The sequence below is a fragment of the Shinella sp. genome, assembly GCF_052438155.1.
In the GTDB taxonomy this organism is placed as follows: Bacteria; Pseudomonadota; Alphaproteobacteria; order Rhizobiales; family Rhizobiaceae; genus Shinella.
Window position 1 is genome coordinate 237371 of sequence record NZ_JBQVPI010000007.1, and the last position, 25323, is coordinate 262693.

The 25323-nt window shown below is 62.8% G+C and carries 26 protein-coding genes and 1 tRNA gene; 18 read left to right on the forward strand and 9 right to left on the reverse strand.

The annotated features are described in order from the left end of the window. Nucleotides 1–5: 5 nt before the first annotated feature. Together ACT6VE_RS15665 and ACT6VE_RS15670 are read right to left on the reverse strand one after the other, a co-directional pair. On the reverse strand, nt 6–1649 hold the full coding sequence (locus tag ACT6VE_RS15665; protein WP_444799479.1) for an AMP-binding protein: 1644 nt from the start codon (nt 1647–1649) through the stop codon (nt 6–8). A 74-nt stretch (nt 1650–1723) separates the two neighbouring features. Next, a complete protein-coding gene (locus ACT6VE_RS15670; protein ID WP_444799480.1) occupies nt 1724–1987 on the reverse strand; it encodes a BON domain-containing protein in 264 nt (87 codons plus the stop codon). Nucleotides 1988–2156: 169 nt separating this feature from the next. On the opposite strand from ACT6VE_RS15670, the gene ACT6VE_RS15675 reads away from it, so the two are divergent. Next, complete coding sequence (locus ACT6VE_RS15675; protein ID WP_444799481.1) at nt 2157–3047, forward strand: hypothetical protein; 891 nt, start codon at nt 2157–2159, stop codon at nt 3045–3047. Nucleotides 3048–3322: 275 nt separating this feature from the next. On the opposite strand, the gene ACT6VE_RS15680 is transcribed toward ACT6VE_RS15675, so the two are convergent. After that, nucleotides 3323–4021 (reverse strand): hypothetical protein, encoded by a 699-nt coding sequence (locus ACT6VE_RS15680; protein WP_444799482.1) that lies wholly within the window; start codon nt 4019–4021, stop codon nt 3323–3325. Between the two features lie 323 nt (nt 4022–4344). Continuing rightward, nucleotides 4345–4429: transfer RNA gene (locus ACT6VE_RS15685), tRNA-Leu, on the reverse strand. Nucleotides 4430–4596: 167 nt separating this feature from the next. Here ACT6VE_RS15685 and ACT6VE_RS15690 point away from each other — a divergent pair. Continuing rightward, nucleotides 4597–5112, forward strand: coding sequence for a disulfide bond formation protein B (locus ACT6VE_RS15690; RefSeq protein ID WP_444799571.1), 516 nt, complete (start codon nt 4597–4599; stop codon nt 5110–5112). Between the two features lie 69 nt (nt 5113–5181). Here ACT6VE_RS15690 and ACT6VE_RS15695 read toward each other — a convergent pair whose 3' ends face one another. Both ACT6VE_RS15695 and ACT6VE_RS15700 read right to left on the reverse strand, forming a co-directional pair. Beyond that, nucleotides 5182–5739, reverse strand: coding sequence for an HNH endonuclease (locus ACT6VE_RS15695; RefSeq protein ID WP_257950573.1), 558 nt, complete (start codon nt 5737–5739; stop codon nt 5182–5184). A gap of 104 nt (nt 5740–5843) precedes the next feature. Then, complete coding sequence (locus ACT6VE_RS15700; protein WP_444799572.1) at nt 5844–6494, reverse strand: DNA-3-methyladenine glycosylase family protein; 651 nt, start codon at nt 6492–6494, stop codon at nt 5844–5846. A 96-nt stretch (nt 6495–6590) separates the two neighbouring features. On the opposite strand from ACT6VE_RS15700, the gene gluQRS reads away from it, so the two are divergent. Then, on the forward strand, nt 6591–7514 hold the full coding sequence (gluQRS, locus tag ACT6VE_RS15705) for a tRNA glutamyl-Q(34) synthetase GluQRS (protein ID WP_444799483.1): 924 nt from the start codon (nt 6591–6593) through the stop codon (nt 7512–7514). On the opposite strand, the gene ACT6VE_RS15710 is transcribed toward gluQRS, so the two are convergent. Beyond that, entirely contained in the window at nt 7461–8408 is a 948-nt protein-coding gene (locus ACT6VE_RS15710) for a YihY/virulence factor BrkB family protein (protein WP_444799484.1), read from the reverse strand. The genes gluQRS and ACT6VE_RS15710 overlap by 54 nt on opposite strands. Before the next feature lie 196 nt (nt 8409–8604). On the opposite strand from ACT6VE_RS15710, the gene ACT6VE_RS15715 reads away from it, so the two are divergent. The 11 genes from ACT6VE_RS15715 (at nt 8605) to ACT6VE_RS15765 (ending at nt 18059) form a co-directional block, all read left to right on the forward strand. Continuing rightward, nucleotides 8605–9453, forward strand: coding sequence for an SDR family oxidoreductase (locus ACT6VE_RS15715; protein WP_444799485.1), 849 nt, complete (start codon nt 8605–8607; stop codon nt 9451–9453). Nucleotides 9454–9553: 100 nt separating this feature from the next. Further along, the gene (locus ACT6VE_RS15720) at nt 9554–9751 is read left to right on the forward strand and encodes a twin transmembrane helix small protein (RefSeq protein WP_261004660.1); all 198 of its coding nucleotides are present in this window, start codon (nt 9554–9556) and stop codon (nt 9749–9751) included. A gap of 7 nt (nt 9752–9758) precedes the next feature. Further along, nucleotides 9759–10334, forward strand: a complete 576-nt coding sequence (locus ACT6VE_RS15725; protein WP_444799486.1) for a cob(I)yrinic acid a,c-diamide adenosyltransferase — start codon at nt 9759–9761, stop codon at nt 10332–10334. Between the two features lie 33 nt (nt 10335–10367). Further along, a complete protein-coding gene (locus ACT6VE_RS15730) occupies nt 10368–11153 on the forward strand; it encodes a rhomboid family intramembrane serine protease (protein WP_444799487.1) in 786 nt (261 codons plus the stop codon). A 183-nt stretch (nt 11154–11336) separates the two neighbouring features. Next, nucleotides 11337–12086 carry an electron transfer flavoprotein subunit beta/FixA family protein gene (locus tag ACT6VE_RS15735; protein ID WP_444799488.1) on the forward strand — a complete coding sequence of 250 codons (750 nt, stop codon included), beginning with the start codon at nt 11337–11339 and terminating at the stop codon, nt 12084–12086. Nucleotides 12087–12110: 24 nt separating this feature from the next. After that, on the forward strand, nt 12111–13040 hold the full coding sequence (locus ACT6VE_RS15740) for an electron transfer flavoprotein subunit alpha/FixB family protein (RefSeq protein WP_444799489.1): 930 nt from the start codon (nt 12111–12113) through the stop codon (nt 13038–13040). Nucleotides 13041–13184: 144 nt separating this feature from the next. Continuing rightward, nucleotides 13185–14057 (forward strand): 3-hydroxybutyryl-CoA dehydrogenase, encoded by an 873-nt coding sequence (locus ACT6VE_RS15745; RefSeq protein ID WP_444799490.1) that lies wholly within the window; start codon nt 13185–13187, stop codon nt 14055–14057. A 145-nt stretch (nt 14058–14202) separates the two neighbouring features. Further along, entirely contained in the window at nt 14203–15186 is a 984-nt protein-coding gene (cysP, locus tag ACT6VE_RS15750; RefSeq protein ID WP_444799491.1) for a thiosulfate ABC transporter substrate-binding protein CysP, read from the forward strand. 133 nt (nt 15187–15319) lie between these two features. After that, on the forward strand, nt 15320–16141 hold the full coding sequence (cysT, locus tag ACT6VE_RS15755) for a sulfate ABC transporter permease subunit CysT (RefSeq protein ID WP_444799492.1): 822 nt from the start codon (nt 15320–15322) through the stop codon (nt 16139–16141). Nucleotides 16142–16143: 2 nt separating this feature from the next. Beyond that, nucleotides 16144–17040: a sulfate ABC transporter permease subunit CysW gene (gene cysW, locus ACT6VE_RS15760; protein WP_444799493.1), complete on the forward strand. Its 897-nt coding sequence runs from the start codon at nt 16144–16146 to the stop codon at nt 17038–17040. Beyond that, nucleotides 17037–18059, forward strand: a complete 1023-nt coding sequence (locus ACT6VE_RS15765; RefSeq protein WP_444799494.1) for a sulfate/molybdate ABC transporter ATP-binding protein — start codon at nt 17037–17039, stop codon at nt 18057–18059. The genes cysW and ACT6VE_RS15765 overlap by 4 nt, the downstream gene beginning before the upstream one ends. 166 nt (nt 18060–18225) lie before the next feature. Here ACT6VE_RS15765 and tlpA read toward each other — a convergent pair whose 3' ends face one another. Next, nucleotides 18226–18900: a thiol:disulfide interchange protein TlpA gene (gene tlpA / locus ACT6VE_RS15770; RefSeq protein WP_444799495.1), complete on the reverse strand. Its 675-nt coding sequence runs from the start codon at nt 18898–18900 to the stop codon at nt 18226–18228. A gap of 24 nt (nt 18901–18924) precedes the next feature. Between tlpA and argH the strand changes: the two genes are divergently transcribed. The 4 genes from argH to ACT6VE_RS15790 all read left to right on the forward strand — a co-directional run bounded on the left by argH (nt 18925) and on the right by ACT6VE_RS15790 (nt 24758). Further along, on the forward strand, nt 18925–20328 hold the full coding sequence (gene argH, locus ACT6VE_RS15775) for an argininosuccinate lyase (protein WP_444799496.1): 1404 nt from the start codon (nt 18925–18927) through the stop codon (nt 20326–20328). Between the two features lie 105 nt (nt 20329–20433). Next, on the forward strand, nt 20434–20619 hold the full coding sequence (gene lptM, locus ACT6VE_RS15780) for an LPS translocon maturation chaperone LptM (RefSeq protein ID WP_444799497.1): 186 nt from the start codon (nt 20434–20436) through the stop codon (nt 20617–20619). A 12-nt stretch (nt 20620–20631) separates the two neighbouring features. Next, nucleotides 20632–21900 carry a diaminopimelate decarboxylase gene (gene lysA, locus ACT6VE_RS15785; RefSeq protein ID WP_444799498.1) on the forward strand — a complete coding sequence of 423 codons (1269 nt, stop codon included), beginning with the start codon at nt 20632–20634 and terminating at the stop codon, nt 21898–21900. Nucleotides 21901–22133: 233 nt separating this feature from the next. Continuing rightward, nucleotides 22134–24758, forward strand: coding sequence for a TIGR02302 family protein (locus tag ACT6VE_RS15790; RefSeq protein ID WP_444799573.1), 2625 nt, complete (start codon nt 22134–22136; stop codon nt 24756–24758). Nucleotides 24759–24813: 55 nt separating this feature from the next. On the opposite strand, the gene ACT6VE_RS15795 is transcribed toward ACT6VE_RS15790, so the two are convergent. Then, complete coding sequence (locus tag ACT6VE_RS15795; RefSeq protein WP_069060827.1) at nt 24814–25173, reverse strand: response regulator; 360 nt, start codon at nt 25171–25173, stop codon at nt 24814–24816. Between the last annotated feature and the right edge of the window lie 150 nt (nt 25174–25323).

Sequence of the window (25323 nt, forward strand, 5' to 3'; positions counted from 1 at the left end):
TTGCTCTAGGCCACGAACGGCGCCTCTTCCGCAGCGCGCTTGCGCAGCAGGTGGCGGATGACCTTGCCGGAGGTTGTCAGCGGCAGGGAATCGACGAAATCCACCTCGCGGGGATATTCGTGCATGGAAAGCCGTGATTTCACCCAGTCGCGGATATCGGAGGCGAGTGCTTCCGAGGGTGTCTCTCCCGGGCGCAGCATGACATAGGCCTTGACGATCTCGGTGCGCACGGGATCCGGCTTGCCGACGGCTGCGGCAAGTTGCACGGCCGGGTGGCCGGCGAGGCAATCCTCGATCTCGCTCGGGCCGATGCGGTAGCCGGAGGAGGTGATGACATCATCGTCGCGGCCGAAGAAGGTGACGTAGCCTTCCTCGTCCATGCGGCCGAGGTCACCGGTCACCATCCAGTCGCCGACGAATTTTTCCGCCGTCGCCGTCGGGTTCTGCCAGTAACCAAGGAACATCACCGGGTCGGGCCGTTTGACCGCGACCTGGCCGACCGTGCCGCGCGGCACTTCCCGGCCCTCGGCGCCGATGATCGCGACGACATGGCCGGGCACCGCCTTGCCGATCGGGCCGGGCCGCGACACGCCGAGCTTGCCGATCGAGCCGAGCACGATGTTGCATTCGGTCTGGCCGTAGAATTCGTTGATGGTGATGCCGAGCGTGTCGCGCACCCATTCCCAGGTCTCTCGGCCGAGCGATTCGCCAGCCGAGCCGATGGTGCGCAGGTTCAGCCGGTATTTTTCGCGCGGGTTTGCGACGCTCTTCATCAGCCGCAGCGCCGTCGGCGGGATGAAGGCGTTGCGCACGTCCATGTCCTGCATGATGCGGTAGGCCATGTCCGGATCGAATTTCTGCCCCGGCGAGGAGACGACCGGCACGCCGAGCAGCAGGGCCGGCAGCAGCACGTTGAGCAGGCCGCCCGCCCAGGCCCAGTCGGAGGGCGTCCAGATGCGGTCGCCCGGCTGCGGCAGGAATTCGTGATGCATCTGGAAACCCGGCACATGGCCGAGCAGCACCCGGTGGCCATGCAGGGCACCCTTCGGCGGGCCAGTCGTGCCCGACGTATAGATCATCATCGCCGGATCGTCCGGGCCGCTGTCGACTGCGTCGAACGGACCGGCGTGCCGGGAAATGAGGTCCTGAAAGGACTTTGCTGCCGGATCGCCGACCGGCTCGATCGTGATCACCAGATCGAGGGTCGGCAGCTCCGGCCGGATCGGCTGCAAACGGCTAAGGCCGAACCGGTTCGTGACGATCGCCTTCGCCTCGGCATTCTTTAGCCGATAGAGCAGGGCATCGGCACCGAAAAGCAAGGCGAGCGGCAGGGCAATGGCGCCAAGCTTGTAGGTCGCCAGGTGCGCGATGACCGTCTCGAAACCCTGCGGCAAAAGGATCGCGACGCGGTCACCCCGGCTGACCCCTTCCGCAGCAAGCGCTGCCGCAAACGCGTCGGAGCGTGCGGCAAGCTCGCCATAGGTCATCGAAAGCGGCGGCGCGTCCGGGCGGAAATGCTGAAGGCAGATACGCTCCGGTTCACGCTCGGCCCAGGCATTGGAGACTGCGGTGCCGATGTTGAACCGTTCCGGGATCTTCCAGCGGAAATCCCGGTACAGCGCATCATAGGTCGATCTCTCGGCGAGCATCCGGCGGCACTCCAGTTTGCTGCATTGCACCTAGCATTCCGGAGGGGCAGCCCGCAATGGCGCCTTTGTGGGGGTCAGAGCCAGGACAGGCGGTTGTCCACGCTGCTGACATTCGCAATGGACGCCGCGATTGCCGTTGCGCGCTCCGCCTCCTGCGGGGAACTGATGCTGCCTGATAGAATGATCCGCGTGCCCTCGCAGGTCACGGTTACATCGGACGCATCCACGTCGCCGGCGACGGACAGGGCGTCGGCGACCGCCTGTTCGAGCCACGCGGGGTGTGGTGCTTCGAAGTGTTCGGGTGGTTCACCCTTGAAGGTACCTTCTTTGAAGACCATGGAACGCTCCTGTGGTTGACTGAATGGAAACGCGCAAGGGGAGGATTTGTTCGGTGCTGTTTAGGGATGATTAGGACTGTTCCGAAGTCAGACAGATCCGCCCCGAATTGGGAGTTGTTGGCCTGTTTGGCGCAGGCTAAGCATCGGCTATCGCAACCGGGGATAGAGTATGAGCAATATCAATATTAGGGGTTTCTCTTTGAAATCCGGCGCAAATTTCAACAAATTCGTTTCCGAAAAGTTGCAGACAATCCTGGATTATGATCGCGAAGTTGCAAAGCCGACCTACCTCGAGTTTCGCGACGACAGCAAGAGCTACATGAAGTTCAGCGGTACAAACCTGACGTACAAGGTCGTGGGCGGGGAAGTTTTTGGCGTCACCGGCGGCACGATCACGGCTTTCAAGACCGTCTCCGACGGCATCGCCGTCCTCGACGTCACCAACCTTTCGCTGACCGGCAAGGCCTTGACGGCGGCGATCGACAGCGGCAGCACCACGAAGTTCCTCAACGCCTTCCTGTCCGGTGACGATGTCATCAAGGCGACCAACTATGCCGACGTCTTCTGGGGCGGCAACGGCAATGACGCGCTCTACGGCTACAACGGCAACGACACGATGTCCGGCGGCAATGGTGTAGACAAGCTCTACGGCGGCGCTGGCAACGACACGCTGAAGGGCGATGCCGGCAACGACCGGCTGGAGGGTGGCGCCGGCGCGGACAAGCTCTATGGCGGTGCCGGTGCCGATACCTTCGTCTTCCTCTCGGTGCAGGATTCGACGGTGGCTGCGAGCGGACGCGATACGATCTTCGACTTCAACCAGAAGGAAAAAGACAGGATCGACCTCAAGGCAATCGACGCCGACACCACGCTCGCCAAGGACCAGGCCTTTTCCTTCATCGGCAACAAGGCCTTCTCGAAGGATGCCGGCGAACTTCGTTACGTGAAGACGGGTGGTGACACCTATATCCAGGGCGACGTGAACGGCGATGGCAAGGCGGATTTTTCGATTGTGGTGGACGCGTCCATCACCTTCACCAAGGCGGATTTCATTCTCTGATCATCGCCCGCGAGTGGCCCCGTATTTCCGTTTATGGGGCCTAAAATGGTTGAGACCCAAGAGCGTGCACATCGCTCTCGGGTCCCCCTCACAACCGCATCCGGGGGTGTCTGCGGCTGCCCCCGTGAAATGCAGCACAGCAAAATTTGTTCCCGCTAAAAAACGAATTTTTGCAGGCTTTCTGAATTCCGGCTTACGGTGGGGCAGGATGGGATCGCCTTGAAGCCAGCCCCAACAAGGCGCGGACGATAGATTTTGATTGTATGTCGCGCGTGTCAGCCCAGGGTCACTACCAAACCAGCCGCCGCAAAGCCCCGGGCGTAGTCGCCAAGCGGTGGGTACCATCCGGCACCTTGCGGCCCGGTTCCCCAGGCGATTCGCTTATTGGCCAGGTGCCATTTGTTGAATTTTTCGCCGGCCCGCGCCGGGTAATCTTGCAATTTGCAAAACACATTCAGCCATGGATCGACCGCCCAAACATCGGCGGAAAGTGGACTTCTCGCCAACTCCTCCACTGTATTGTTTCCTAAATTCGCACATTTGACGCGGGGTCCGACAGCACAGAAAACGTGGTCAGCCGGCGCCGCCAAAGAGACCAACGCCAATGGCGCAGGTTTTGGCTCCCCCAGCCTGACCCAGGCACTTGCTGCTGCGATCATAGCAAGCTCGCCGCAATTCGTTGCGACGGGGCGCATACGAAGAAGCGCCTTCCCATCGCGCAAGAAATAGGTCGTTGGAATACCAAAACGTTCACGGAACCCGCCGAGCTGGAGAAGAGCAGCTCGGAGTTGATTTTCATGCGCCTGGTCGCTTTCGGCAAATGTCGCACCGAAGGCGACAGGCGCATAGTTGTGCCGATTGGCGGTAAATGCGGAGTTCCCGTCTAAGTGAAGTTTGTTGCTGGATTTATGTCCTGCTGCGTAAATTTCTCTCGCAGCGCTAAAACCGGTGCTAGCTGCTACCATGAATGACATTGCGGCTAGCTCCCCTCTGAAGAACAATCATAGGTAATCATAAATGGTTCGCCGGGGGAAGGGACGTGGTGCAGTCCATAAGGTTCGCCGAGGCTTCTTCAAACCTGTAAGGACGCATCGTCCTGTCAATCACAGCCAAAGATCTTTAAACCGTCAAAGGCTCTTTACCGCGCCCCGAAAGGCGGGCAGTTGGTTGGATTAGCCGCGGTATTTCTTCGGAAATGCCTGAAAACCAGCCTTATCCAGGAAAGCCTCGGTGCGCCATAGCGGAGCGGAGGCGAAACAGCACGATGGGTTGGTGGGCGGCGTGGCGCAGAAAAGATTGGTGCCCCATGCCGGAATCGAACCAGCACTCCTTTCGGAACTCGATTTTGAGTCGAGCGCGTCTACCAGTTCCGCCAATGGGGCACGGCACTTGTGAGCCATCGCCGTTTACACGAAGCGTTCGTGGGCGGCAACCGGGAAATCGGGGCTAAACGGGTCTGATCACATATCCGTGCAGGTGATTTACAACGACGTGCCACCTGATAGAACTCGGCGCCGTTCGCCGGCACCCCCGCCGGCCCGATTGGACGATCCTGATGACGGCATTCCTCGACCTTTCCCGCAAGACATCCGCAGGCCTGCTTTCGCTCGGCATGGCGGCGACCGTGGGCGGCGCGCTCGCCTTCGAGCATGTCGGCGGCTACATCCCCTGCGCGCTCTGCCTGTTGCAGCGGGATCCCTATTATTATGGCATTCCGGTTGCGGTTGCGGCGCTGGTCTCCGCCCTGTTCGGCGGTCCGGCCTGGCTGACGCGACTGCTTTTGGCGATTGCCGGCATCATGATGCTGGTCGGTGTGGGTATGGGCGTCTATCACGCGGGCGTCGAGTGGAGTTTCTGGGAGGGGCCGGCGACCTGCGCAACCTCCGCCCAGGGTGTCACGCAGAATGCCGGTGATCTCTTGTCCGATCTCAACAGCAAGCACGGGCCCTCCTGCACGGAGGCGTCATTCCGCTTCCTCGGCCTGTCCTTTGCCGGCTGGAACGTGATCGCAAGCCTCATCCTTGCCGCGATCGCCTTCAAGGGCGTGCGGTCCGCGAAAGCCTGAGATGCCGCAACCCTTCGGGCCACGCAGGCTGATGGCGCAAAACGGCTTGGCCGTTTCGCGCGACCTGCGTCAGGGCTGCAGTTCGACGTCCCAGTAGAGATAGTCCATCCAGCTTTCATGCAGAAAGTTGGGTGGAAACAGTCGCCCGTTGTTGTGCAGATCCTGAACCGTCGGCTGGTAGGGCTTCTGATGCGGGAACATGCCCGCCTGCTTCGGCAGCTTGCTGCCTTTTCTCAAATTGCACGGGGAGCAGGCCGCGACCACATTGTGCCACGTCGTCTCACCGCCATGGGCGCGCGGGATAACATGGTCGAAAGTCAGGTCGTCGGGCGTCCCGCAGTACTGGCATTCGAACTTGTCGCGCAGGAACACGTTGAACCGGGTGAAGGCCGGGTGGCGTGAGGGCTGCACGTAGGACTTGAGGCACACGACGCTCGGCAGGCGCATCGTGAAGCTCGGGGAAGAAACCGAATGGTCGTATTCGGCGATGATGTTTACGCGGTCAAGAAACACGGCCTTGATCGCGTCCTGCCAGGACCAAAGCGACAAGGGGTAATAACTCAGTGGCCGGTAGTCAGCATTCAAGACAAGAGCTGGCAGGGCCTGTGGTGAAACAGAAATCGTCAAGGGCTTCTCCTGATCGATTCGGCATCTGCTCTTCTATATTAGGCCCGTTGTTACAGCATTGTGAAGCGGGAAAGGAAAAGCGAAAACAACGTATTTCGCAAGCCTCAACCTTCGAGCACCGGCGCGACCTCGCGGCGCATCTCGCGGGCATAATAAGCCCAGAACAATCGGGCCGAGACACCGCGCCAGGGCGACCAGCTTTCGGCGATCCGGTCGAGCTCCTGGGGGCTCGGGCGCATGGCAAGGCCAAGCGCATGGGCGACGGCATTTTGCAACGCGATGTCACCGGACGGAAAGATATCCGGGTGACCGCCGCAGAACAGCAGGTACACATCCGCCGTCCAGCGGCCGATGCCCTTGATGGCGGTGAGCTTGTGGGTCGCTGCCTTCGCTTCCATGCGACAGATCGCGTCGAGATCGAGTTCCCCGCGATCGACGGCCTCGGCCGCGCGGCGCAGCGTCTCGGCCTTGGCGCGCGACAGCCCGATTGTGCGGCAGGCCTCGTCGGAAAGGGCGAGGATGTGATGGGGCGTGATATCGCCCGATAGCTCTTCCAGCCGCCGCCAGATCGCATCGGCACTGGCGCGCGACACCATCTGGGCGACGATGATGCCGGCAAGGCCGCGATAGCCCGGTGGCAGGCGCCGGAGTGGCACCGGGCCAGCCTTGTCGATGACGGTGAACAGGCGTGCGTCGAGCAGGGCGAGGTCGACCAGACCCGCCGCGACATCCGTCTCCGAATTGATCATGTGCAGTCGCATGGTTTCGAGCGGCCTCGATCCTTGTTCCAACAGCGGCCTTTGTGCGTCACTCTCAACGCGCGGCCCTGTAGTGACGTGACACGCCTCTTCATGCCAGAAGACCTCATGCAAAGTGCTTTGTCAAAAAATCGTGTCTTTCGGTTTGCGCCGAGCCCGAACGGCCTGCTGCATCTCGGCCACGCGCTTTCGGCGATCCTCAACCACGAGCTTGCCGCAGCCTGCGGCGGGCGGTTCCTGCTGCGCATGGAAGACATCGATCCTGCCCGATCGCGGCCCGAATTCGAAGCGGCGATCTACCGGGACCTCGGCTGGCTTGGCCTTGATTGGGAAAGGCCGGTGCGGCGGCAGTCGGAGCATCTGGCGTTTTACGCCGAGGCGTTGGAGCGGCTGAAGGCGATGGGTCTGCTCTATCCGGGTTTTTTGAGCCGCGGCGAGGTGAAGGCGCGGGTTCAGGCGCACGAGGCGGACGGCGGTCTCTGGCCGCGCGATCCGGATGGGGCGCCGCTTTATCCGACGGAAGAACGTGCGCTCGACCGCGGGCAGGCGAATGCCTGGATCGAAGCAGGCCGGCAGCATGCGTGGCGGCTCGACATGGACAAGGCCTGTGACCTGGCGCCGGCGGTTCTGGATTGGTCGGAGGCGGGCGAGGGGCCGGAGGGCGAGACCGGCACCGTGACGGCGCGGCCGGAGCGCTGGGGTGACGTCATCCTGTCGCGGCCGGATGCTCCGGCGAGCTATCACCTCGCCGTCGTGCTCGACGATGCGGTACAGGGCATCACCGACGTGGTGCGCGGGCAGGACCTTTTTCACGCGACGGCGGTGCATCGTCTCCTGCAAAGCCTGTTCGGGTTGCCGGCGCCCGCCTATCGCCATCACGGGCTCGTGCCGGGGCCGGACGGGCGAAAACTGTCGAAAAGCAACCAGGATACGGGGATTACGGCCTACCGGGAAAAGGGTGTTTCACCTGCCGGCATTCGCGCCCTGCTCGCGGGCTATGGCTTCGTCTTCCATTGAATCGCCATCGGCTGGCGGTGGCGGCTTGCGCACGCCCCTGATCCTGTCGAGAATCAGGCGCTTTACACGGAACTTCATCAGGGCCGCGTTGATCTCTGCGCCGAGGATGAAGATCACGCCGACGATATAGAGGAAGACCAGGGCGATCATGATCGAGGCGAGGCCGGCATAGGTCGAGACGTAATTGGCGAAGGTCGTGAGATAGGAGGCGAAGGTATAGGCGCCGATGCCCCAGGCCAGCAGTGTCAGCAGGATGCCGGGCAGCACGTCGGCGATCTTGCGCCGGCCGGCGGGCATCCAGAGATGGGCGATCAGCAGGCCGACGAACAGTACGAGGATGGTGCCGAAGAGGCCCCAGCTTTCCACCCAGGAATAGACATAGTTCAGCCAGGGCAGCCAGTCGCCCGACGCCCGCACCGCGAGCGGCGCGGCGACGAGCACAATGCTGATGACGGCGAGTGCCAGCACGCCGGCGATGACGAAGCCGAGGCTCGCCAGGCGCGTAACGTACCAGTAGCGCGTTTCGGCCACCCGGTAGGCGCGGTTGAGCGAGACGCGAAGTGCCTCCACGCCGTTCGAGGCGAAATAGGCGGCGGCGAGCACGGAGACCGTCAACAGGCCGCCACGTGGAATGGTGAGGACGGCGACGACCTCGCGGGAAATGGGGGCTGCAATCGATTCCGGCCAGGTGTCGAAGATCAGGTGCACGGCGGTCTCGGCGAACTGGTCAGCGCCGAGGAAGGAGCCAAGCGCGGTGCCGAAAATCAGGAAGGGGAAGATCGCCAGAAGCGTCGAGAGCGCGACGTGGCTCGCCATCGCCCAGCCGTCGTCCTCGGAAAAATGCCAGATCGCGTCGAAGACGACCTTGTAGGCAAGGCGGATGGCGGTCGGCATCGGCAATGTCCAGTTCCTTTTGCGACCGTGCCCGGCCGGCTCTGCAATTGTCTGCCCGGGCATAACGTCTTAAACCGGATTCAGTTTAAGACGTTATGCCCAAATCCAAATTTCCATAGTGCCGCGCTTTATGGACGACGTGTGGTGCTGTCGTGGTGATATGGGAAATCGACGCAGATTTGTACAGGAAACCGCCATGTCTTCTCCGAATGCGACAACCCCGCCGAGCATCATCGTCACCGGTTGCTCTTCGGGCATAGGTGCGCACTGCGCCCGTGCGCTGAAGGCGGAGGGCTGGCGAGTTTTTGCGACCGTGCGGCGGGAGGAAGACCGGGCCAGCCTCGAAGCCGATGGTATCGAGGCGCTGTTGATGGATTATACCAAGCCGGACACGATCGCAGCCCTTGTCGAGACGGTGCTGGCACGCACCGGAGGCCGGCTCGATGCGCTTTTCAACAACGGTGCGTACGGACAGGCCGGTGCCGTCGAGGACCTGCCGGTGGATGTGTTGCGCCAGCAATTTGAGACGAATGTCTTCGGCTGGCACGATCTGACGCGGCGGGTCATTCCCACCATGCGCAGACAGGGTTCCGGCCGCATCGTGCAATGCTCGTCGATCCTCGGCATCGTGCCCTATCGCTGGCGTGGCGCCTACAATGCATCGAAATTCGCGCTCGAAGCCCTGTCGCTGACGATGCGCATGGAGCTTGCCGGGTCAGGCGTGCATGTCAGTCTGATCGAGCCGGGGCCGATCACCTCGCGTTTCACCGCCACTGCGCTGACCTACATCGAGAAGAACATCGATCTTGAAAACTCGGTGCATGCGGAAGAATACCGCCGGCAATTGCAACGGTTGCGCGGCGAATCGAAACCGGCGCGCGGCAAGCTGGGGCCGGAGGCGGTGCATGTGGTGCTGCGCCATGCGCTGACGGCGAAGGCGCCAAGGCCGCATTACATCGTGACGACACCGGCCAAGCAGGGTGCGCTGTTGAAAAAGCTGCTGCCGGCCGCCTTGTTCTACCGGATCATCGGCAGGCTTGGCTGACGCGGCGTGGCGTCGCAGGCCTTCCCCGTCAAAATGCGTGCTATTTCCGCCGAATGCCCTATGTGAATAGGGCTGACGGAAATCAAATCGGATTGTTGGCATGTCTTCCTTTCTCACTTTCATGACCCTGCTCGTCATGGGCCTCGTGGTGATCGTGCTCGTGCGCGGTCTCGTCAACATGGCCAAGGGCGGCAGCGGCAACACATCGAACAAGCTGATGCAGGCGCGCGTGCTCCTGCAGGCGATCGCCATCGTCCTCATCATGTTGACGCTGTGGATTACCGGCGGCGGGCGCTGAGGGAACGATGGTCAAGCTCAACAAGATTTATACGCGCACGGGTGATGACGGCACGACCGGTCTGGTCGCGGGGCCGCGTCGCAAGAAGCATGATCTTCGCGTCGAATCCTATGGCGAGGTCGACGAGGCGAACTCCTGTATCGGGCTTGTGCGCCAGCATCTTGCCGATCATCCGGCCCTCGATCGGATGCTGGTGCGCATCCAGAACGATCTTTTCGATCTCGGCGCCGACCTTGCGACGCCTGACACCGGCAAAAAACTCGATTACGAGCCGCTGCGCATCGCGCAGTCGCAGGTCGACCGGCTGGAGGTGGAGATCGACACGCTCAATGCCGATCTGGAGCCACTGCGTTCCTTCGTGCTACCGGGCGGCACGCCGGCTTCGGCGGCGCTGCATCTGGCACGCACCGTTGCGCGCCGGGCCGAGCGGCGGATCGTGGCACTTCAGGATGGTGGGGAGACCGTCTCGGCCGCGGCGGTCGCCTATATCAACCGGCTCTCGGATTTCCTCTTCGTCGCCGCCCGCTGGGTCAACGACAAAGGACGCACGGACATATTGTGGGTTCCGGGGCAGAACAGATAAGCTCGTCCGCAGCAGGCCTTGGGAAGGGGATCCATGTTCATACCGCTGCACGACGCGAATGCCCTGAAATACATCAAGGTGCAGTATGTCACGATCAGCCTGATCGTGATCGATGTCGTCGTCTGGCTGGTGACGGGGCTTGCCTCGACGCAGTCGTTTTCCGACGCCGCGGTGGTCGGCCTCGGCTATATCCCGGCGGTGGTCTTCGATTTCGCCGACCTGGAGCCGAGCCTCGTGCTTGTGCCGGAGGATGCGACCTATGTCACCTATGCCTTCCTGCACGGCGATTTCATGCATCTCGCCTCGAACATGCTGTTCCTCTGGGTGTTCGGTGACAATGTCGAGGATGCGCTCGGCCATTTCCGCTTCCTCGTCTTCTATCTGCTCTGCGCGGCCGCCGGCGCCCTCGTGCACGGTCTCGTGCAGCCGGATTCGGAAGCGCCGCTGATCGGCGCCTCGGGGGCGATTTCCGGGGTGGTGGCGGCGTATTTCCTGCTGCATCCGAAGGTGCGCGTCTGGGTTCTGGTGTTCTTCCGCATCCCGCTGCCGCTGCCGGCGGTCATTCCGCTCGCCTTCTGGATCGCCCAGCAATTCTACATGCTGGTGGTCGATGGCGACAGCGGCGTCTCCTGGGGCGCCCATGTCGGCGGTATCGTCGCAGGGGCCATCCTCGTGCTCGTGCTACGGCGGCGCGGCGTGCCGCTGTTCGACCAGACGATCGTCACGCCCAAGGCCGTCCGGCATGTCGAGGCGACCCCGGTTGCCGTCGACGAGACGCCATCAAGCCCCTCCGTGCCGCCGACCCATTGGGGGCGGTGAGCGTGTCGCGCGTGGTAAATTGACGTGAACGTAAAGGTAATTTATAACGCCTCCGTTTTCACGTGGGGAGGGCTCGTGACACATTGTGTTTGGGGAAAAAACGCGTATCGATGTCGCCAACCGACAATCAGGGCGCCCTTGAAAGGCGCATTTTCCCTCGCGGGCATATGAAGGAAGGAAGCCATGAAGATCCTGGTCCCTGTAAAGCGGGTCGTTGATTACAACGTCAAAATTCGCGTCAAGTCCGACGGCTCGGGCGTCGAGCTAGCGAATGTGAAGATGTCGATGAACCCGTTCGACGAGATTTCCGTCGAGGAAGCGCTGCGGCTGAAGGAAGCCGGCAAGGCGGAGGAAGTGATCGTTGTGTCGATCGGTCCCGCCAAGGCCGAAGAGACGCTGCGCACCGCGCTCGCCATGGGTGCCGACCGCGCCGTGCTGGTCGAGACGGACGATCAGGTCGAGCCGCTCGCGGTCGCGAAGATCCTCAAGGGCGTCGCTGAAGCCGAACAGCCGGGCCTGATCATCGTCGGCAAGCAGGCGATCGACGACGATTCGAACCAGACCGGCCAGATGCTGTCGGCACTGCTCGGCTGGGCACAGGCAACGTTTGCCTCGAAGGTCGAGATCGGTGACGGCAAGGCGACTGTGACGCGCGAAGTCGACGGCGGTCTACAGACCATCGAAGTGAAGCTGCCGGCCGTCGTCACGACGGACCTGCGCCTCAACGAGCCGCGCTATGCCTCGCTGCCGAACATCATGAAGGCGAAGAAGAAGCCGCTCGACAAGAAGACGCCCGCAGACTTCGGCGTCGACACGAGCCCGCGTCTCAAGGTGCTGAAGACCGAAGAACCGTCCGGCCGCAAGGCAGGCGTCAAGGTGAAGTCGGTTGCAGAGCTGATCGACAAGCTGAAAAACGAAGCCGGCGTGCTCTAAGGCAGAAAAGGGAGAACTAGAACCATGGCCATTCTTCTTCTGGCAGATCACGACAACGCACACCTTTCCGACCAGACGGCGAAGGCGCTGACTGCGGCATCGAAAATCGGCTCCGACGTGCATGTGCTCGTCGCTGGTGCCGGCGCCAAGGCTGCGGCCGAGCAGGCGGCAAAACTCTCCGGCGTCTCAAAGGTGCTCGTCGCCGAGGATGCCAGCCTTGCCAACGATCTGGCGGAACCGCTCGCAGCGCTCATCGTGTCGCTTGCCGGCTCCTACGATGCTATCGTTTCGGCCGCGACCTCGGTCGGCAAGAACGTTCTGCCGCGCGTGGCAGCGCTTCTCGACGTCGCGCAGGTCTCGGAAATCACCGAGGTCGTCTCTGCCGATACGTTCAAGCGTCCGATCTATGCGGGCAATGCCATCCAGACGGTGCAGTCCACCGACACCAAGAAGGTGATCACCGTTCGCACCGCATCCTTCGCGGCAGCCCCCGAAGGCGGCAGCGCGGCGATCGAGAGCATCTCGGCCGTAGCGAACCCCGGTCTTTCCAGCCACGTCAGGGATGCGTTGTCGTCCTCCGACCGTCCGGAATTGACGTCTGCCAGGATCATCATCTCGGGCGGCCGTGCACTGGGCTCGTCTGAAAAGTTCCAGGAGGTGATCCTGCCTGTCGCCGACAAGCTCGGTGCAGCCGTCGGCGCATCGCGCGCTGCCGTCGATGCGGGCTACGCGCCCAACGACTGGCAGGTCGGGCAGACGGGCAAGGTTGTTGCCCCGCAGCTCTACATCGCCTGCGGCATCTCGGGCGCCATCCAGCATCTCGCCGGCATGAAGGACTCGAAGGTGATCGTTGCGATCAACAAGGACGAGGAGGCACCGATCTTCCAGGTTGCCGACTATGGCCTCGTCGCCGATCTCTTCGAGGCGCTGCCGGAACTCCAGAAGGCGCTCTAAGCCGACGAAGGTCGGGCTTTGCGACGAGGATTTCACTGGAAAAATGCGTCGCGGCGCTTTATCACTTCACCGGGCCGGCTCGACCGGCCCGGTGTTTTTTTGCGCCATCGGGGCGCGGAATGAGATGACGGGGCGGTTGGCGCTATGATCAAGAACGTCGGTATTGTGGGCGCAGGCCAGATGGGGTGCGGAATCGCGCATGTCGCGGCCGTCGCCGGCTACAAGGTCCATATCTACGACCTGTCGCCCGAGCGGGTCGAAACCGGCCTTGCAACGATCAACGGCAATTTCGCTCGCCTGGTTTCCTCCGGCAAGATGACCGAGGACGAGCGCAAGAAGGCGATCGCGCTCATCAAGGGCTCGGCCGACGTCAACGATCTCTCCGATGCCGATCTCGTCATCGAGGCGGCGACCGAAGACGAGACCGTCAAGCGCAAGATCTATGGCCTCGTCTGTTCCGTGCTGAAGCCGGAAGCGATCCTTGCCACCAACACATCGTCGTTCTCGATTACGCGTCTCGCATCCGCCACCGACCGGCCGGAGCGTTTCATGGGCATCCACTTCATGAACCCGGTGCCGGTCATGAAGCTTGTCGAACTCGTGCGCGGCATTGCCACCGAAGAAGGTACGTTTGCCGCGGCCAAGGCATTCGTCGCCTCGCTCGACAAGACGATTACGGTTGCCGAGGATTTCCCGGCCTTCATCGTCAACCGCATCCTGCTGCCGATGATCAACGAGGCGATCTACACGCTTTATGAGGGCGTCGGTTCGGTGGATGCCATCGATACGGCGATGCGGCTCGGCGCCAACCATCCGATGGGTCCGCTCCAGCTTGCCGACTTCATCGGCCTCGATACCTGCCTCTCGATCATGCAGGTGCTGCATGACGGGCTCGCCGATTCCAAGTATCGCCCGTGCCCGCTGCTGGTGAAATATGTCGAAGCCGGCTGGCTTGGGCGCAAGTCCGGCCGTGGCTTCTACGACTATCGCGGCGAGGTCCCGGTTCCCACCCGCTGACGGTCTGGCCGGAGATTCCCCGCACCGTCCCTTTCAGGGAAAATTGTTTCACCTGCCGTAGAAGCCGCGGCAGGTGATTCCTCGGATCACAAGCCTCAGCCCGTTATTGTCTGCCCGAATTCAATTTCCATTCGGGGTTTTTCAGATGAAACGTTTGCTCCTTCTCGGCGTGGCCCTTCTCGGCCTCGCCGCTCCGTTCTCCGCGCATGCCGCCGACAAGCTGCTCAACGCCTCCTATGATGTGGCGCGCGAGCTTTTCGCCGCCGAGAACGAAGCCTTCGTGAAGGCGCATCCGGGCGTCACCATCGACCAGTCGCATGGCGGCACCTCCAAGCAGGCGCGGGCCATCGTTGAAGGCCTTGAAGCCGACGTCGTGACCTTCAACCAGGTGACGGACATCGACTTCCTCGTGAAGAACGGTTTTGTCGCAGAAGGCTGGCAGCAGAAATTCCCGAACAATGCCTCGCCCTTCTACTCCTTTCCGTCCTTCCTGGTGCGTGCCGGCAACCCGAAGAACATCAAGGACTGGGCAGACCTTGCCCGCGACGACGTGAAGGTCATCTTCCCGAACCCGAAGACCTCGGGCAATGCGCGCTACACCTATCTCGCCGCAACCGCTTACGCCAAGGAAGCGTTCAAGGACGATCCGGCCAAGGTCGAGGAATTCGTCACCAAGATTTTTGACAACGTGCCGGTCTTCGACACGGGCGGCCGCGCAGCGACGACGACCTTCGTCGAGCGCGAGATCGGCGATGTGATCGTGACGTTCGAAGCCGAGACCAAGGGTATTGCCAAGCAGTACGGCGAAGACAAGTTCCAGAGCGTCGTGCCGTCCGTTTCGCTACTGGCCGAGTTCCCGGTCGCCATCGTCGACAAGGTCGCGGAAGCCAAGGGCAGCCGGGATCTCGCGAAATCCTATCTCGACTTCCTCTACGCGCCGGAAGGCCAGAAGATCGCCGCTGAATTCGGTCACCGCGTCCATGACGAAAAGGTCGCCGCCGAGTTCAAGGACAAGTTCCCGGAAATCCGCCTCGTGAATGTCGATGACGTCTTCGGCGGCTGGAAGAAGATTTCCGAGGAGCATTTTGCCGAAGGCGGTACGCTGGACAAGATCTACGGCAGCCGCTGATCGTCCAAAACCATTGTTTTTCCGACAACCGGCGGGCATGGAGCTCGCCGGTTGTCGGCATGAAAAGTGCGACGTATTCCGGACGGAAACGCCATGCCCTTTTCCTGGAATTGCTTGAGAAAGGACGCGCGCTTTGAGACGGCGTGTACTGCCCGGATTGCCGCTCGCGCTCGGCATCACCCTTGTCTATGTGGCCATCATCGTGGTGCTGCCGCTGGCCGCGCTCGTCTTCAAGGCGGCGAGCCTCGGGCCGGCGGACTATTGGCGCATCATTTCGTCGGATCGTGCCTTCGCCAGCTACCGCGTGACGGTGCTCTGCGCGCTCGCCGCAACGGTCTTCAACCTCATCTTCGGCATGGCGCTTGCCTGGGTTCTGGTGCGCTATCGCTTCCCGGGCCGGCGGCTCATCGATGCGCTGGTCGACCTGCCCTTCGCGCTGCCGACGGCGGTTGCGGGCATTGCGCTCACCACGCTGTTGGCCACCAACGGTTGGTTCGGCGCACCGCTGTCGCTTCTCGGCATCAAGGTCGCCTATACGCCGCTCGGCATCATCGTCGCGATGAGCTTTACCAGCATTCCCTTCATCGTGCGCACCGTGCAGCCTGTGCTGGAGGAGCTGGATCCGGCGCTGGAGGAGGCGGGGCAGACGCTGGGCGCCAGTGACCTCTCGATCTTCGTCGGCGTCATCCTGCCGCTCTTGACACCGGCGCTGCTGGCCGGCGTGTCGCTCTCCTTCGCGCGCAGCCTCGGCGAGTTCGGCGCCATCATCTTCATCGCCGGCAACCAGCCGTTCTCGACGGAGATCACGGCGCTGCTCGCCTTCATCCGGCTTGAGGAGTACGACTATCCGGCCTCTGCCGCGATTGCCTCCGTCATGCTGCTGACGGCTTTCGTGATGCTCGCCATCACCAACCTGATGCAGGCCCGTGCCCTGCGCTACACGGTGCGGGGCTGACCATGGTGCACAACAGAAAAGGCAAGCCGCCGCGTGTCGGCGACAATCCGGTCTTCCGCCGAAGCCTGCTCGGCATCGTGCTCGTGCTTGTCGGACTGATGATCGTGGCACCGCTTGTTGTCATCGCCGTCGAGGCGTTTTCGAGTGGCGTGGTCTATTTTGCCGAGTCGATCGTCGACCCGGATACGCGCCACGCCATCTTGCTGACAGTCATCACCGCGCTTATCGCCGTGCCGATCAACACGGCGTTCGGCGTTGCGGCTGCCTGGGCGATCACCAAACACGATTTCCGTGGCAAGCGGCTTTTGACCGTCATTATCGAGCTGCCCTTCTCGGTTTCGCCGATCGTCGCGGGCGTGGCCTATCTCTTCGTCTACGGCTTGCAGGGCCTGTTCGGCCCGGTGCTGCAATCGATGGAGATAAAAATTCTCTTCGCGCTGCCCGGCATCGTGCTCGCCAGCATGTTCGTGACGGCACCCTTCGTGGCGCGCGAGCTGATTCCACTGATGCAGGCGCAGGGGCGCGATCTGGAAGAGGCGGCGACATCGCTCGGGGCGAGCGGCTGGCGGACCTTCTTCTCCGTCACCTTGCCCAATATCAAATGGGCGCTGCTCTATGGCGTCGTGCTCTGCAATTCGCGCGTCATGGGCGAGTTCGGCGCAGTCTCCGTCGTCTCGGGCAACATCCGCGGCCAGACCAACACGCTGCCGCTGCATATCGAACTGCTTTATCACGACTATAACGCGGCCGGCTCCTTCGCCGCCGCATCCATTCTCGCCTGCCTCGCCATCGTGACGCTCGTCGTCAAGGTGGCGCTGGAGCGGCAGGGCGCAGGGCGCGTCCAGCGTCCCGCAGCCCTTGCCGGCGCCGACAGCATCATTCCGGAGGTCAAGCCTTGAAGATCCGCCTCGACAATGTGGTCAAGGAGTTCGAGACGTTTCGTGCGGTGCACGGCGTTTCCCTCGATATCGGCAGCGGCGAGCTGGTGGCGCTGCTCGGCCCGTCCGGCTCTGGCAAGACGACGATCCTGCGCATGGTCGCAGGCCTCGAATATGCCGATGCCGGCGCGATCTATTTCGGCGACGAGAACGCGACGGATATTCCGGTGCGCGATCGTGGCGTCGGCTTCGTCTTCCAGCATTACGCGCTGTTCCCACACATGACGGTGGGCGAGAACATCGCCTTCGGCATGAAGGTTTCCAAGGTGAAGCGCTCGCCGCAGGCGATTGCCGAGCGGGTCAAGGAACTGCTCGACCTCGTACAGCTGAGCGGTCTCAAGGACCGTTTCCCTGCCCAGATTTCCGGCGGCCAGCGCCAGCGCGTGGCGCTTGCCCGCGCACTTGCCGTCGATCCACGCGTGCTGCTGCTCGACGAACCTTTTGGCGCACTCGATGCGAATGTCCGGCGGGACCTGCGCCGCTGGCTTCGAAAAATCCATGACGAGCTCGGCATCACCACGCTTTTCGTCACGCACGACCAGGAGGAGGCACTCGACCTCGCCGATCGCGTCGTCATTCTCAACAAGGGCAAGATCGTACAGGAAGGCACGCCGGAAGCGGTCTGCCGCAACCCCGCCGATGCCTTCGTGATGAATTTTCTCGGCGACGCCAACAAGCTCGATGCGGATATCCGCGGCGGCAAGGCCTATGTCGATGCAGTTGCCTTCGACGCCGAAGGCGTGGCTGATGGCAGCGGGCAGATCCTCTTCCGCCCGGCGGATGTCAGCTGGCGCGAGCACGGCCACGGCATTGCCGCGCGTATCCTGCGCGTCATCGACCGGCCGGATTCGCGCCGCGTGCTGGCAATGACCGGCAGCGGCCAGGCCGTCGAGTTCGATACGGCGCCGGAATTCCCGCACCGCAAGGGCGAGGAAGGCTTCATCGACATCCGCCGGCCGCGCGTCTACGCGGCGGCTTGACGGCATCGCCGGAAACAAGCCCCCTCATCCGCCTGCCGGCACCTTCTCCCCGTGGGGGAGAAGGGATATGCCGCAACATCTCTGTTACCCTCTCCCCGCGGGGAGAGGGCCACCGAGCGAAGCAGAGGCGGGGTAAGGGGAACCCTACCCGTCGTGCGTGCTTCGTTCAGCTCTTCGGTGTCGCCAGCGCGGCGTTGATCAAGGCCTTGGCGTCCTCGCTGTCCCAGGCGGCGGGGCCGTTCATGGCGGAGATCAGGCAGCCCTTGTCGTCCATCAGCAGGGTGACGGGCAGGCCGAAGGCGAGGCCTTCCTTCTTCAGCGTGTTGAAGACACCCATCGAGGCATCGCGGTAGTAGCCGAGGTCGTTGACACCCGTTTCGTTGAGGAAGGCTTTCGGCTTCTCGTCGTCGCCGGTGTCGATGTTGATCGCCACGACCTCGAACTTATCGCTGCCGAGCTCCTTTTCGAGCGCGTTGAGTGCCGGCATTTCCTCGCGGCAGGGTCCGCACCAGGTGGCCCAGAGATTGACGAGCAGGGTCTTGCCGGCGAAGTCGGCGATCGTTTTCTTCTTGCCGTCCGGTCCGTCGAAGACGAGGTCGGGCAGCGGGCGATGTTCGTCGACGGTGCGCATGGCGGCGACCTGGCCCTTCGAGAAGGGCGTGATGGCTGCTGCTTTTTCGGCAGCGGCGGCGCAGGCGGCGGGATCGGCGGAGGCCACCGCGCCATTGCCAGACAGGCTTTCCTTCACGTATATCGCTGCACCACCGGCGAGAAGTCCGGCCAGTCCCGCGATGGCGATGAGCTTCGTGGCGGGCAGGCCGAGTTTCTTCTTCACTGTCATTTCTTTCTCCAGGATAGGCATCCCATGGCTGACGGCAATTCCGAGACGAAATCCTCGAACCAGATGTGGGGCGGCCGGTTCGCCTCGGGACCGGATGCGATCATGGAGGAGATAAATGCCTCCATCGGCTTCGACAAGAAGCTTTACGCCCAGGACATCCGCGGCTCAAAGGCGCATGCCGAAATGCTCGCCCATCAGGGCATTATTTCGGCGGACGATAAGGAAAAGATCGTTCACGGTCTCGACACGATCCTGTCAGAGATCGAAAGCGGCCAGTTCGAGTTCTCGCGCCGTCTCGAAGACATCCATATGAACATCGAGGCCCGCCTTGCGACGCTGATCGGCCCGGCCGCCGGGCGCCTGCACACCGCCCGCTCGCGCAACGACCAGGTGGCGCTCGATTTCCGCCTCTGGGTGAAGGAAGAGCTGCAGAAGACGGAAAAGGCGCTGACCGGCCTGATCGCCGCTTTCCTTGATCGCGCGGAAGAGCATGCCGACACCGTCATGCCGGGCTTTACCCATCTCCAGACGGCGCAGCCGGTGACCTTCGGGCACCATTGCATGGCCTATGTGGAAATGTTCGGCCGCGACCGCCAGCGCGTGCGCCACGCCATCGAACATCTCGACGAGAGCCCGATCGGCGCCGCAGCACTCGCTGGAACCGGCTATGCCATCGACCGGCACATGACGGCCAAGGCGCTCGGTTTCCGCGAGCCGACGCGCAACTCGATCGACACCGTGTCGGACCGCGATTTTGCGCTGGAGTTCCTGTCGATTGCCGCGATCGCCGCGGTGCATCTGTCGCGCCTTGCGGAAGAGATCGTCATCTGGTCGACGCCGCAGTTCGGTTTCATCCGTCTGTCGGACGCGTTTTCGACCGGCTCCTCGATCATGCCGCAGAAGAAGAACCCCGACGCCGCTGAGCTGGTGCGCGCCAAGACCGGCCGCATCAACGGCTCGCTGATCGCGCTGCTCACCGTCATGAAGGGCCTGCCGCTCGCCTATTCCAAGGACATGCAGGAAGACAAGGAACAGGTTTTCGACGCCGCCGAAAGCATCGAACTGGCGATTGCCGCGATGACCGGCATGGTGCGCGACATGACGATCCGCACGGACAAGATGAAGGCGGCGGCCGGCTCCGGCTATTCCACCGCCACCGACCTTGCCGACTGGCTGGTGCGCGAGGCGGGGCTTCCCTTCCGCGACGCCCACCATGTGACGGGCCGCGCCGTGGCGCTTGCCGAGAGCAAGGGCTGCGACCTCGCCGAACTGTCGCTGGAAGACCTGCAGGCGATCCATGCCTCGATCACCGCGGACATCTTCAACGTGCTGACGGTCGAGGCCTCGGTCGCCAGCCGCAAGAGTTTTGGTGGCACGGCGCCCTCCGAGGTCAGGAAGCAGATCGCCTGGTGGCGGCAGCGGAACTGATCAGGTTGCTTGCAGGACTCATCAGCAGATTAAGGGTGCACAAGGGCGGGCGAATTCGCTAAGGATGATGCCCACCCGACCACCCGAGTTTCCAGGGAACGCTTCATGACACGCATCGATATCGGCAGGCTGGCTCTTGTGCTCTGCCTTTCCGCGGCGGTTCTCACCGCCTGCGGTCGCAAGGGCGATCTCGACCTGCCGGGCGGCGCAAAACCGGTCGTGAAGACCATCGACGGCAAGAAGGTCGAGCAGATCGAAGACAAGCCGTTCATTCTCGACCCCCTTCTCTGACGGAAGATACCCGTGAACCATTTCGAGCATCGCGACGGCATCCTCTACGCAGAGGACGTGCCTGTTCCGGACATCGCCAAGGCGGTCGGCACACCGTTCTACGTCTATTCGACAGCCACGCTGGAGCGCCACTACAAGGTCTTCTCCAAGGCCTTCGACGGTGTCGACGCCATGGTGTGCTACGCCATGAAGGCGAATTCCAACCAGGCGGTGCTGAAGACGCTCGCCCGGCTCGGCGCCGGCATCGATGTGGTTTCGGAAGGCGAGCTGCGCCGCGCTCTTGCCGCCGGTGTTCCGGCCTCCCGCATCATGTTCTCCGGCGTCGGCAAGACGCCGCGCGAGATGGATCTCGGGCTTGAGGCCGGCATCTACTGTTTCAACGTCGAATCCGAGCCGGAACTGGACGTCCTGAATGCCCGCGCCGTGAAGGCCGGCAAGGTCGCGCATGTCTCCTTCCGCATCAACCCGGATGTCGACGCACGCACCCATGCCAAGATCTCGACCGGCAAGAAGGAAAACAAGTTCGGCATTTCCTGGGAGCGCGCGCGCGCCGTCTATGCCCGCGCCGCGACCCTGCCCGGCATCCAGGTGACCGGCATCGACATGCATATCGGCAGCCAGATCACCGAGCTGCAGCCCTTTGAAGACGCCTTCAAGCTTTTGCGCGAACTCGTCGATACGCTGCGCGCCGATGGCCACACGATTGATCACGTCGATGTCGGTGGTGGCCTCGGCATTCCCTACAAGACGGACAATGCGCCGCCGCCGCTGCCGGATGCCTATGCCGAGATCGTCAAGAACCAGCTCAAGGGCCTCAACTGCAAGATCGTCACCGAGCCCGGTCGCCTGATCGTCGGCAATGCCGGCATCCTCGTTACCGAGGTGATCTACGTGAAGGACGGCGGCGAGAAGACCTTTGTGATCGTCGATGCGGCGATGAACGATCTCATCCGCCCGACGCTTTACGAGGCCTGGCACGAAGTCCAGCCGGTCGTCATCTCCGCGGCAAACGCCCCGCGCATCCGGGCGGATGTCGTTGGCCCCGTCTGCGAGACGGGCGACTACCTGGCACAGGATCGCGAAATGGCGCAGCCGAAGCCGGGCGATCTCATCGCTGTCGGTTCGGCGGGTGCTTACGGCGCGGTGCAGGCCGGCACCTATAACAGCCGCCTGCTGATCCCCGAAGTTCTGGTCAACGGCGCGGACTTCCACGTCATCCGCCCACGGCCGTCCTATGACGAGCTGATCGGGCTCGACTCACTGCCAAGCTGGCTCTCCTGAGGCCCGCAAAAGCGTGGATGCCGTTCGCGCGCGCGATCACGATTTTGCGCGTGCCCTCGTCTTCGCCACAAAGCATGTTATCTTTTAGCCGTGACAGCTAGAGTATTTGCGCTTTTCTCCGAATCGCGAAAACGCTCTATTGATGTGTTTTACGCAACTCCTGACGCAAAATCGTTTCACGCTTTTGCTGGACTTGCAGTAGCAGCGGAGAGCGGCGCCCGATGGCGATTGACATGGACAGGCAGCGCAAGGAGACAGTGACCGGGAACCCGGTGGCTCGTCAGCTTGCCGCCAAACGCCTTGCCGCCCAGGCCATTCTCTATCTGGAAGCGCTCCTGCCGAGGCTGCTGCCGATCCTGCTGCTGGTCGCCGGTTTTCTGGCGCTGACATGGTTCGGCTATTTCCGCCATGTGTCCGCCTGGCTGCATATCGCGACGCTCGCGGCCTTCGCGCTCGGCTTCGTCGGTCTGCTCTTGCGCCTTCGCGGCATCGAATGGCCCTCCGTCGACAATGCCTATCGCATGCTGGAGGCGCGCAATGCGCTGACGCACCAGGCTATCCGCGTGCAGGACGACAGGCCGGCGGGCGGCGATGCCTTTGCCGACGCGCTGTGGCGCGAGCATCAGGCGCGCATGGCGCGTTTGATCGGCACGCTGCGCACTGGTGCGCCGGAGCCGGATATCGCCCGCCATGACCATCATGCGCTGCGCGCCATCCCTGTTCTTCTCGTCGTTGTCGCCTTCGCCTTCTCCTATTCCAACCGTGGCGGCCTGCTGGCAGACGTGGTGTCCTTCCGCGCGCCTGCCGAAACGGCGCCGGACGTGCGTATCGATGCCTGGGTCACGCCGCCGGCGCACACATCGCGCGCGCCCGTCTTCCTCACCGGAACGGGCCAGGCGCAATCGAGCGAGGCCGCGAAGGGCGACATCCGCATTCCGCAGTTCAGCGAACTGACCGTACGCGTCACCGGCGGCAGCGGCGACGAGCCGGTGAGCTATCAGGTTGCGGGTGAGACCGCCGCCATCGCCATTCGTCCGGAAGAAGAAAAACCGAAGGACGAGAAGGCCGAGGCTGCGAAGACGGAGGCGGTGGCCAAGGTGCCGGTCGCGGCCATCAATGGCGCCAGGACGATGCACTACAAGATCCTGAAGGACGGCACGCTTTCGGTCGATGGCAGGACCTGGGCTTTTTCCGTCATTCCGGACCGCGTTCCTGAAATCGCCTTCGACGGTATCCCGAAGAAGACCGTGGCTTCCGCGCTGGAGATCAGCTTCATCGCCAAGGACGATTACGGGCTCCAGGAGGCTCGTGCCGAAATCGTGCCGGTCGAGGAGCAGAAGGACGCGCGTCCGCTTTATCCGCTGCCGGAATACCGGCTGGACCTGCCGCGCCGCAGCGCGCGCGATGCCAAAGGCACGACGAGCCGCAACCTCTCCGAACATCCGCTCTCCGGCAAGCGTGTGAAGATCACGCTCGTCGCCAAGGATGCGGCGGGGCAGGAGGGGCGCAGCCAGCCGGTCGAAATGGTGCTGCCGGCGAAGAATTTCTTCGAGCCGCTCGCTTCTGCCGTCGCCGAACAACGGCAGGTCTTTGCGCTCGATGCCAGGCAACTTCCTCACGCGATCGCGCTCAATGAAGCGCTGACGATCCGGCCGGAAGAGACGATCCCGAACCTCACGCATTACCTGCTGCTGCAATCGGCCGCCGTGCGCATGAAGCTCGCCCGCACGGACGACCAGATGCGAGAGACCGCCGACTATCTCTGGGAAATCGCGCTCGGCATCGAGGATGGCAACCTGTCGCTCGCCGATCGCCGGCTGCGCGAGGCGCAGAAGGCGCTTTCCGAGGCGCTGGAGCGCAATGCCTCCGACGCGGAGATCGCCGAGCTGATGAAGGAACTGCGCGAGGCGATGCAGGCCTATATGCAGGAGCTCGCCCGCCAGGCCGCCAAGAATGGCCAGATGCAGCAGAATGCGCAGCAGCAGGGCCAGATTCTGCGCCAGCAGGATTTGCAGCGCATGATGGACCAGATCGAGAATCTGGCGCGCTCCGGGGCGCGTGATCAGGCCCAGCAGATGCTCTCCGAACTCCAGCGCATGATGAACAACCTGCAGGCCGGTCGTCCCCAGCAGGGGCAACAAGGCCAGCAGAACGATGCCATGCGCCAGCAGATGGATAAGCTCGGCGAGCTGATGCAGAAGCAGCAGAAGCTGATGGAGCAGACCTTCCAGTTCGACCAGGCGCTGCGCGACCGCCAGCAGCGCGGCGACCCGATGCCGGGCGAGGACGGCGAAGAGCAGCAACAGCAACCGGGCGACAACGGCGCCGGCCAGCAGCCGACCGATCAGATGACGGCCGAACAGCTCCGCGACGCCTTGAAGAAGCTTCAAGAGCAGCAGGATGCGCTCGGCAAGCAGCTCGGTGAAGTGCAGGACGCGTTGAAGGGCATGGGGCTGGAACCTGGCGAAGGGTTTGGCCAGGCCGGGCGCGAGATGAAGGGTGCCTCGGAAGCACTTGGGCAAGGCCAGGGCGAATCAGCCGTCGGCAGCCAGGGCCGGGCGCTGGAAGCGCTGCGCCAGGGCGCGCAGAACATGATGAGCCAGATGCAGGCCATGGGGCAGGGCCAGGGGCCGGGTGAGGGCATGCCGCAGGCCGGCCGCAACGGCCGTGATCCGCTCGGCCGCGAACGCCCGGTCAATGGGCAAGGTCCCGATTTCGGCGGACCGACGAAAATCCCGGAAGAGATCGATATCCAGCGGGCGCGGGAAATTCTCGAAGAAATCCGCCGCCGGCTTGGCACCGGCTCTTCGCCGAGCTTCGAGCGGGATTACCTGGAACGCCTGCTCGGCATCCGGTGACGCAATTCCATGAAAACCGGACGCGATCCGCGTCCGGAATGGTTTCCAGCAGCGATCAGGCCGCGAGCGCCTGCGCCACGGCGCGGCGAATGTCCGGCAGGCTGAAGGGTTTGCTCACCACGTCGACGATCTTGCTCGCAAGGTCGTCCGCGCGCTCGCGCTGCTCGGCATAACCGGTCATCAGCAGGATTTTGAGTGCCGGGTGGGCGGCGGATGCCTTGTGGGCAAGCTCGATGCCGTCCATCACGGGCATGCGGATATCGGAAAGCAGCAGGTCGAAGCCGCCCTCTGTCAGGGCGTCCAGTCCGGCCGCACCATCCGGCGCCTCGACGGTTTCGTGGCCATCCAGCCGCAGGGCACGCGCCACGAAGATTCGAAGGGAATCTTCGTCTTCGGTGATCAGGATCTTCGCCATCATTTTCCCTTTCGGACCGTCCATCCGGCCTCGTCTGTAGACGAAAAGACCAGACTTTCCTTGTCGATCGGTAAACGGCGAGTGGAGGAATCTGCGGTGGACTTTTGCGCGACGCTATTCCGGACGCAAAACCGCTCAGCACTTTTGCCG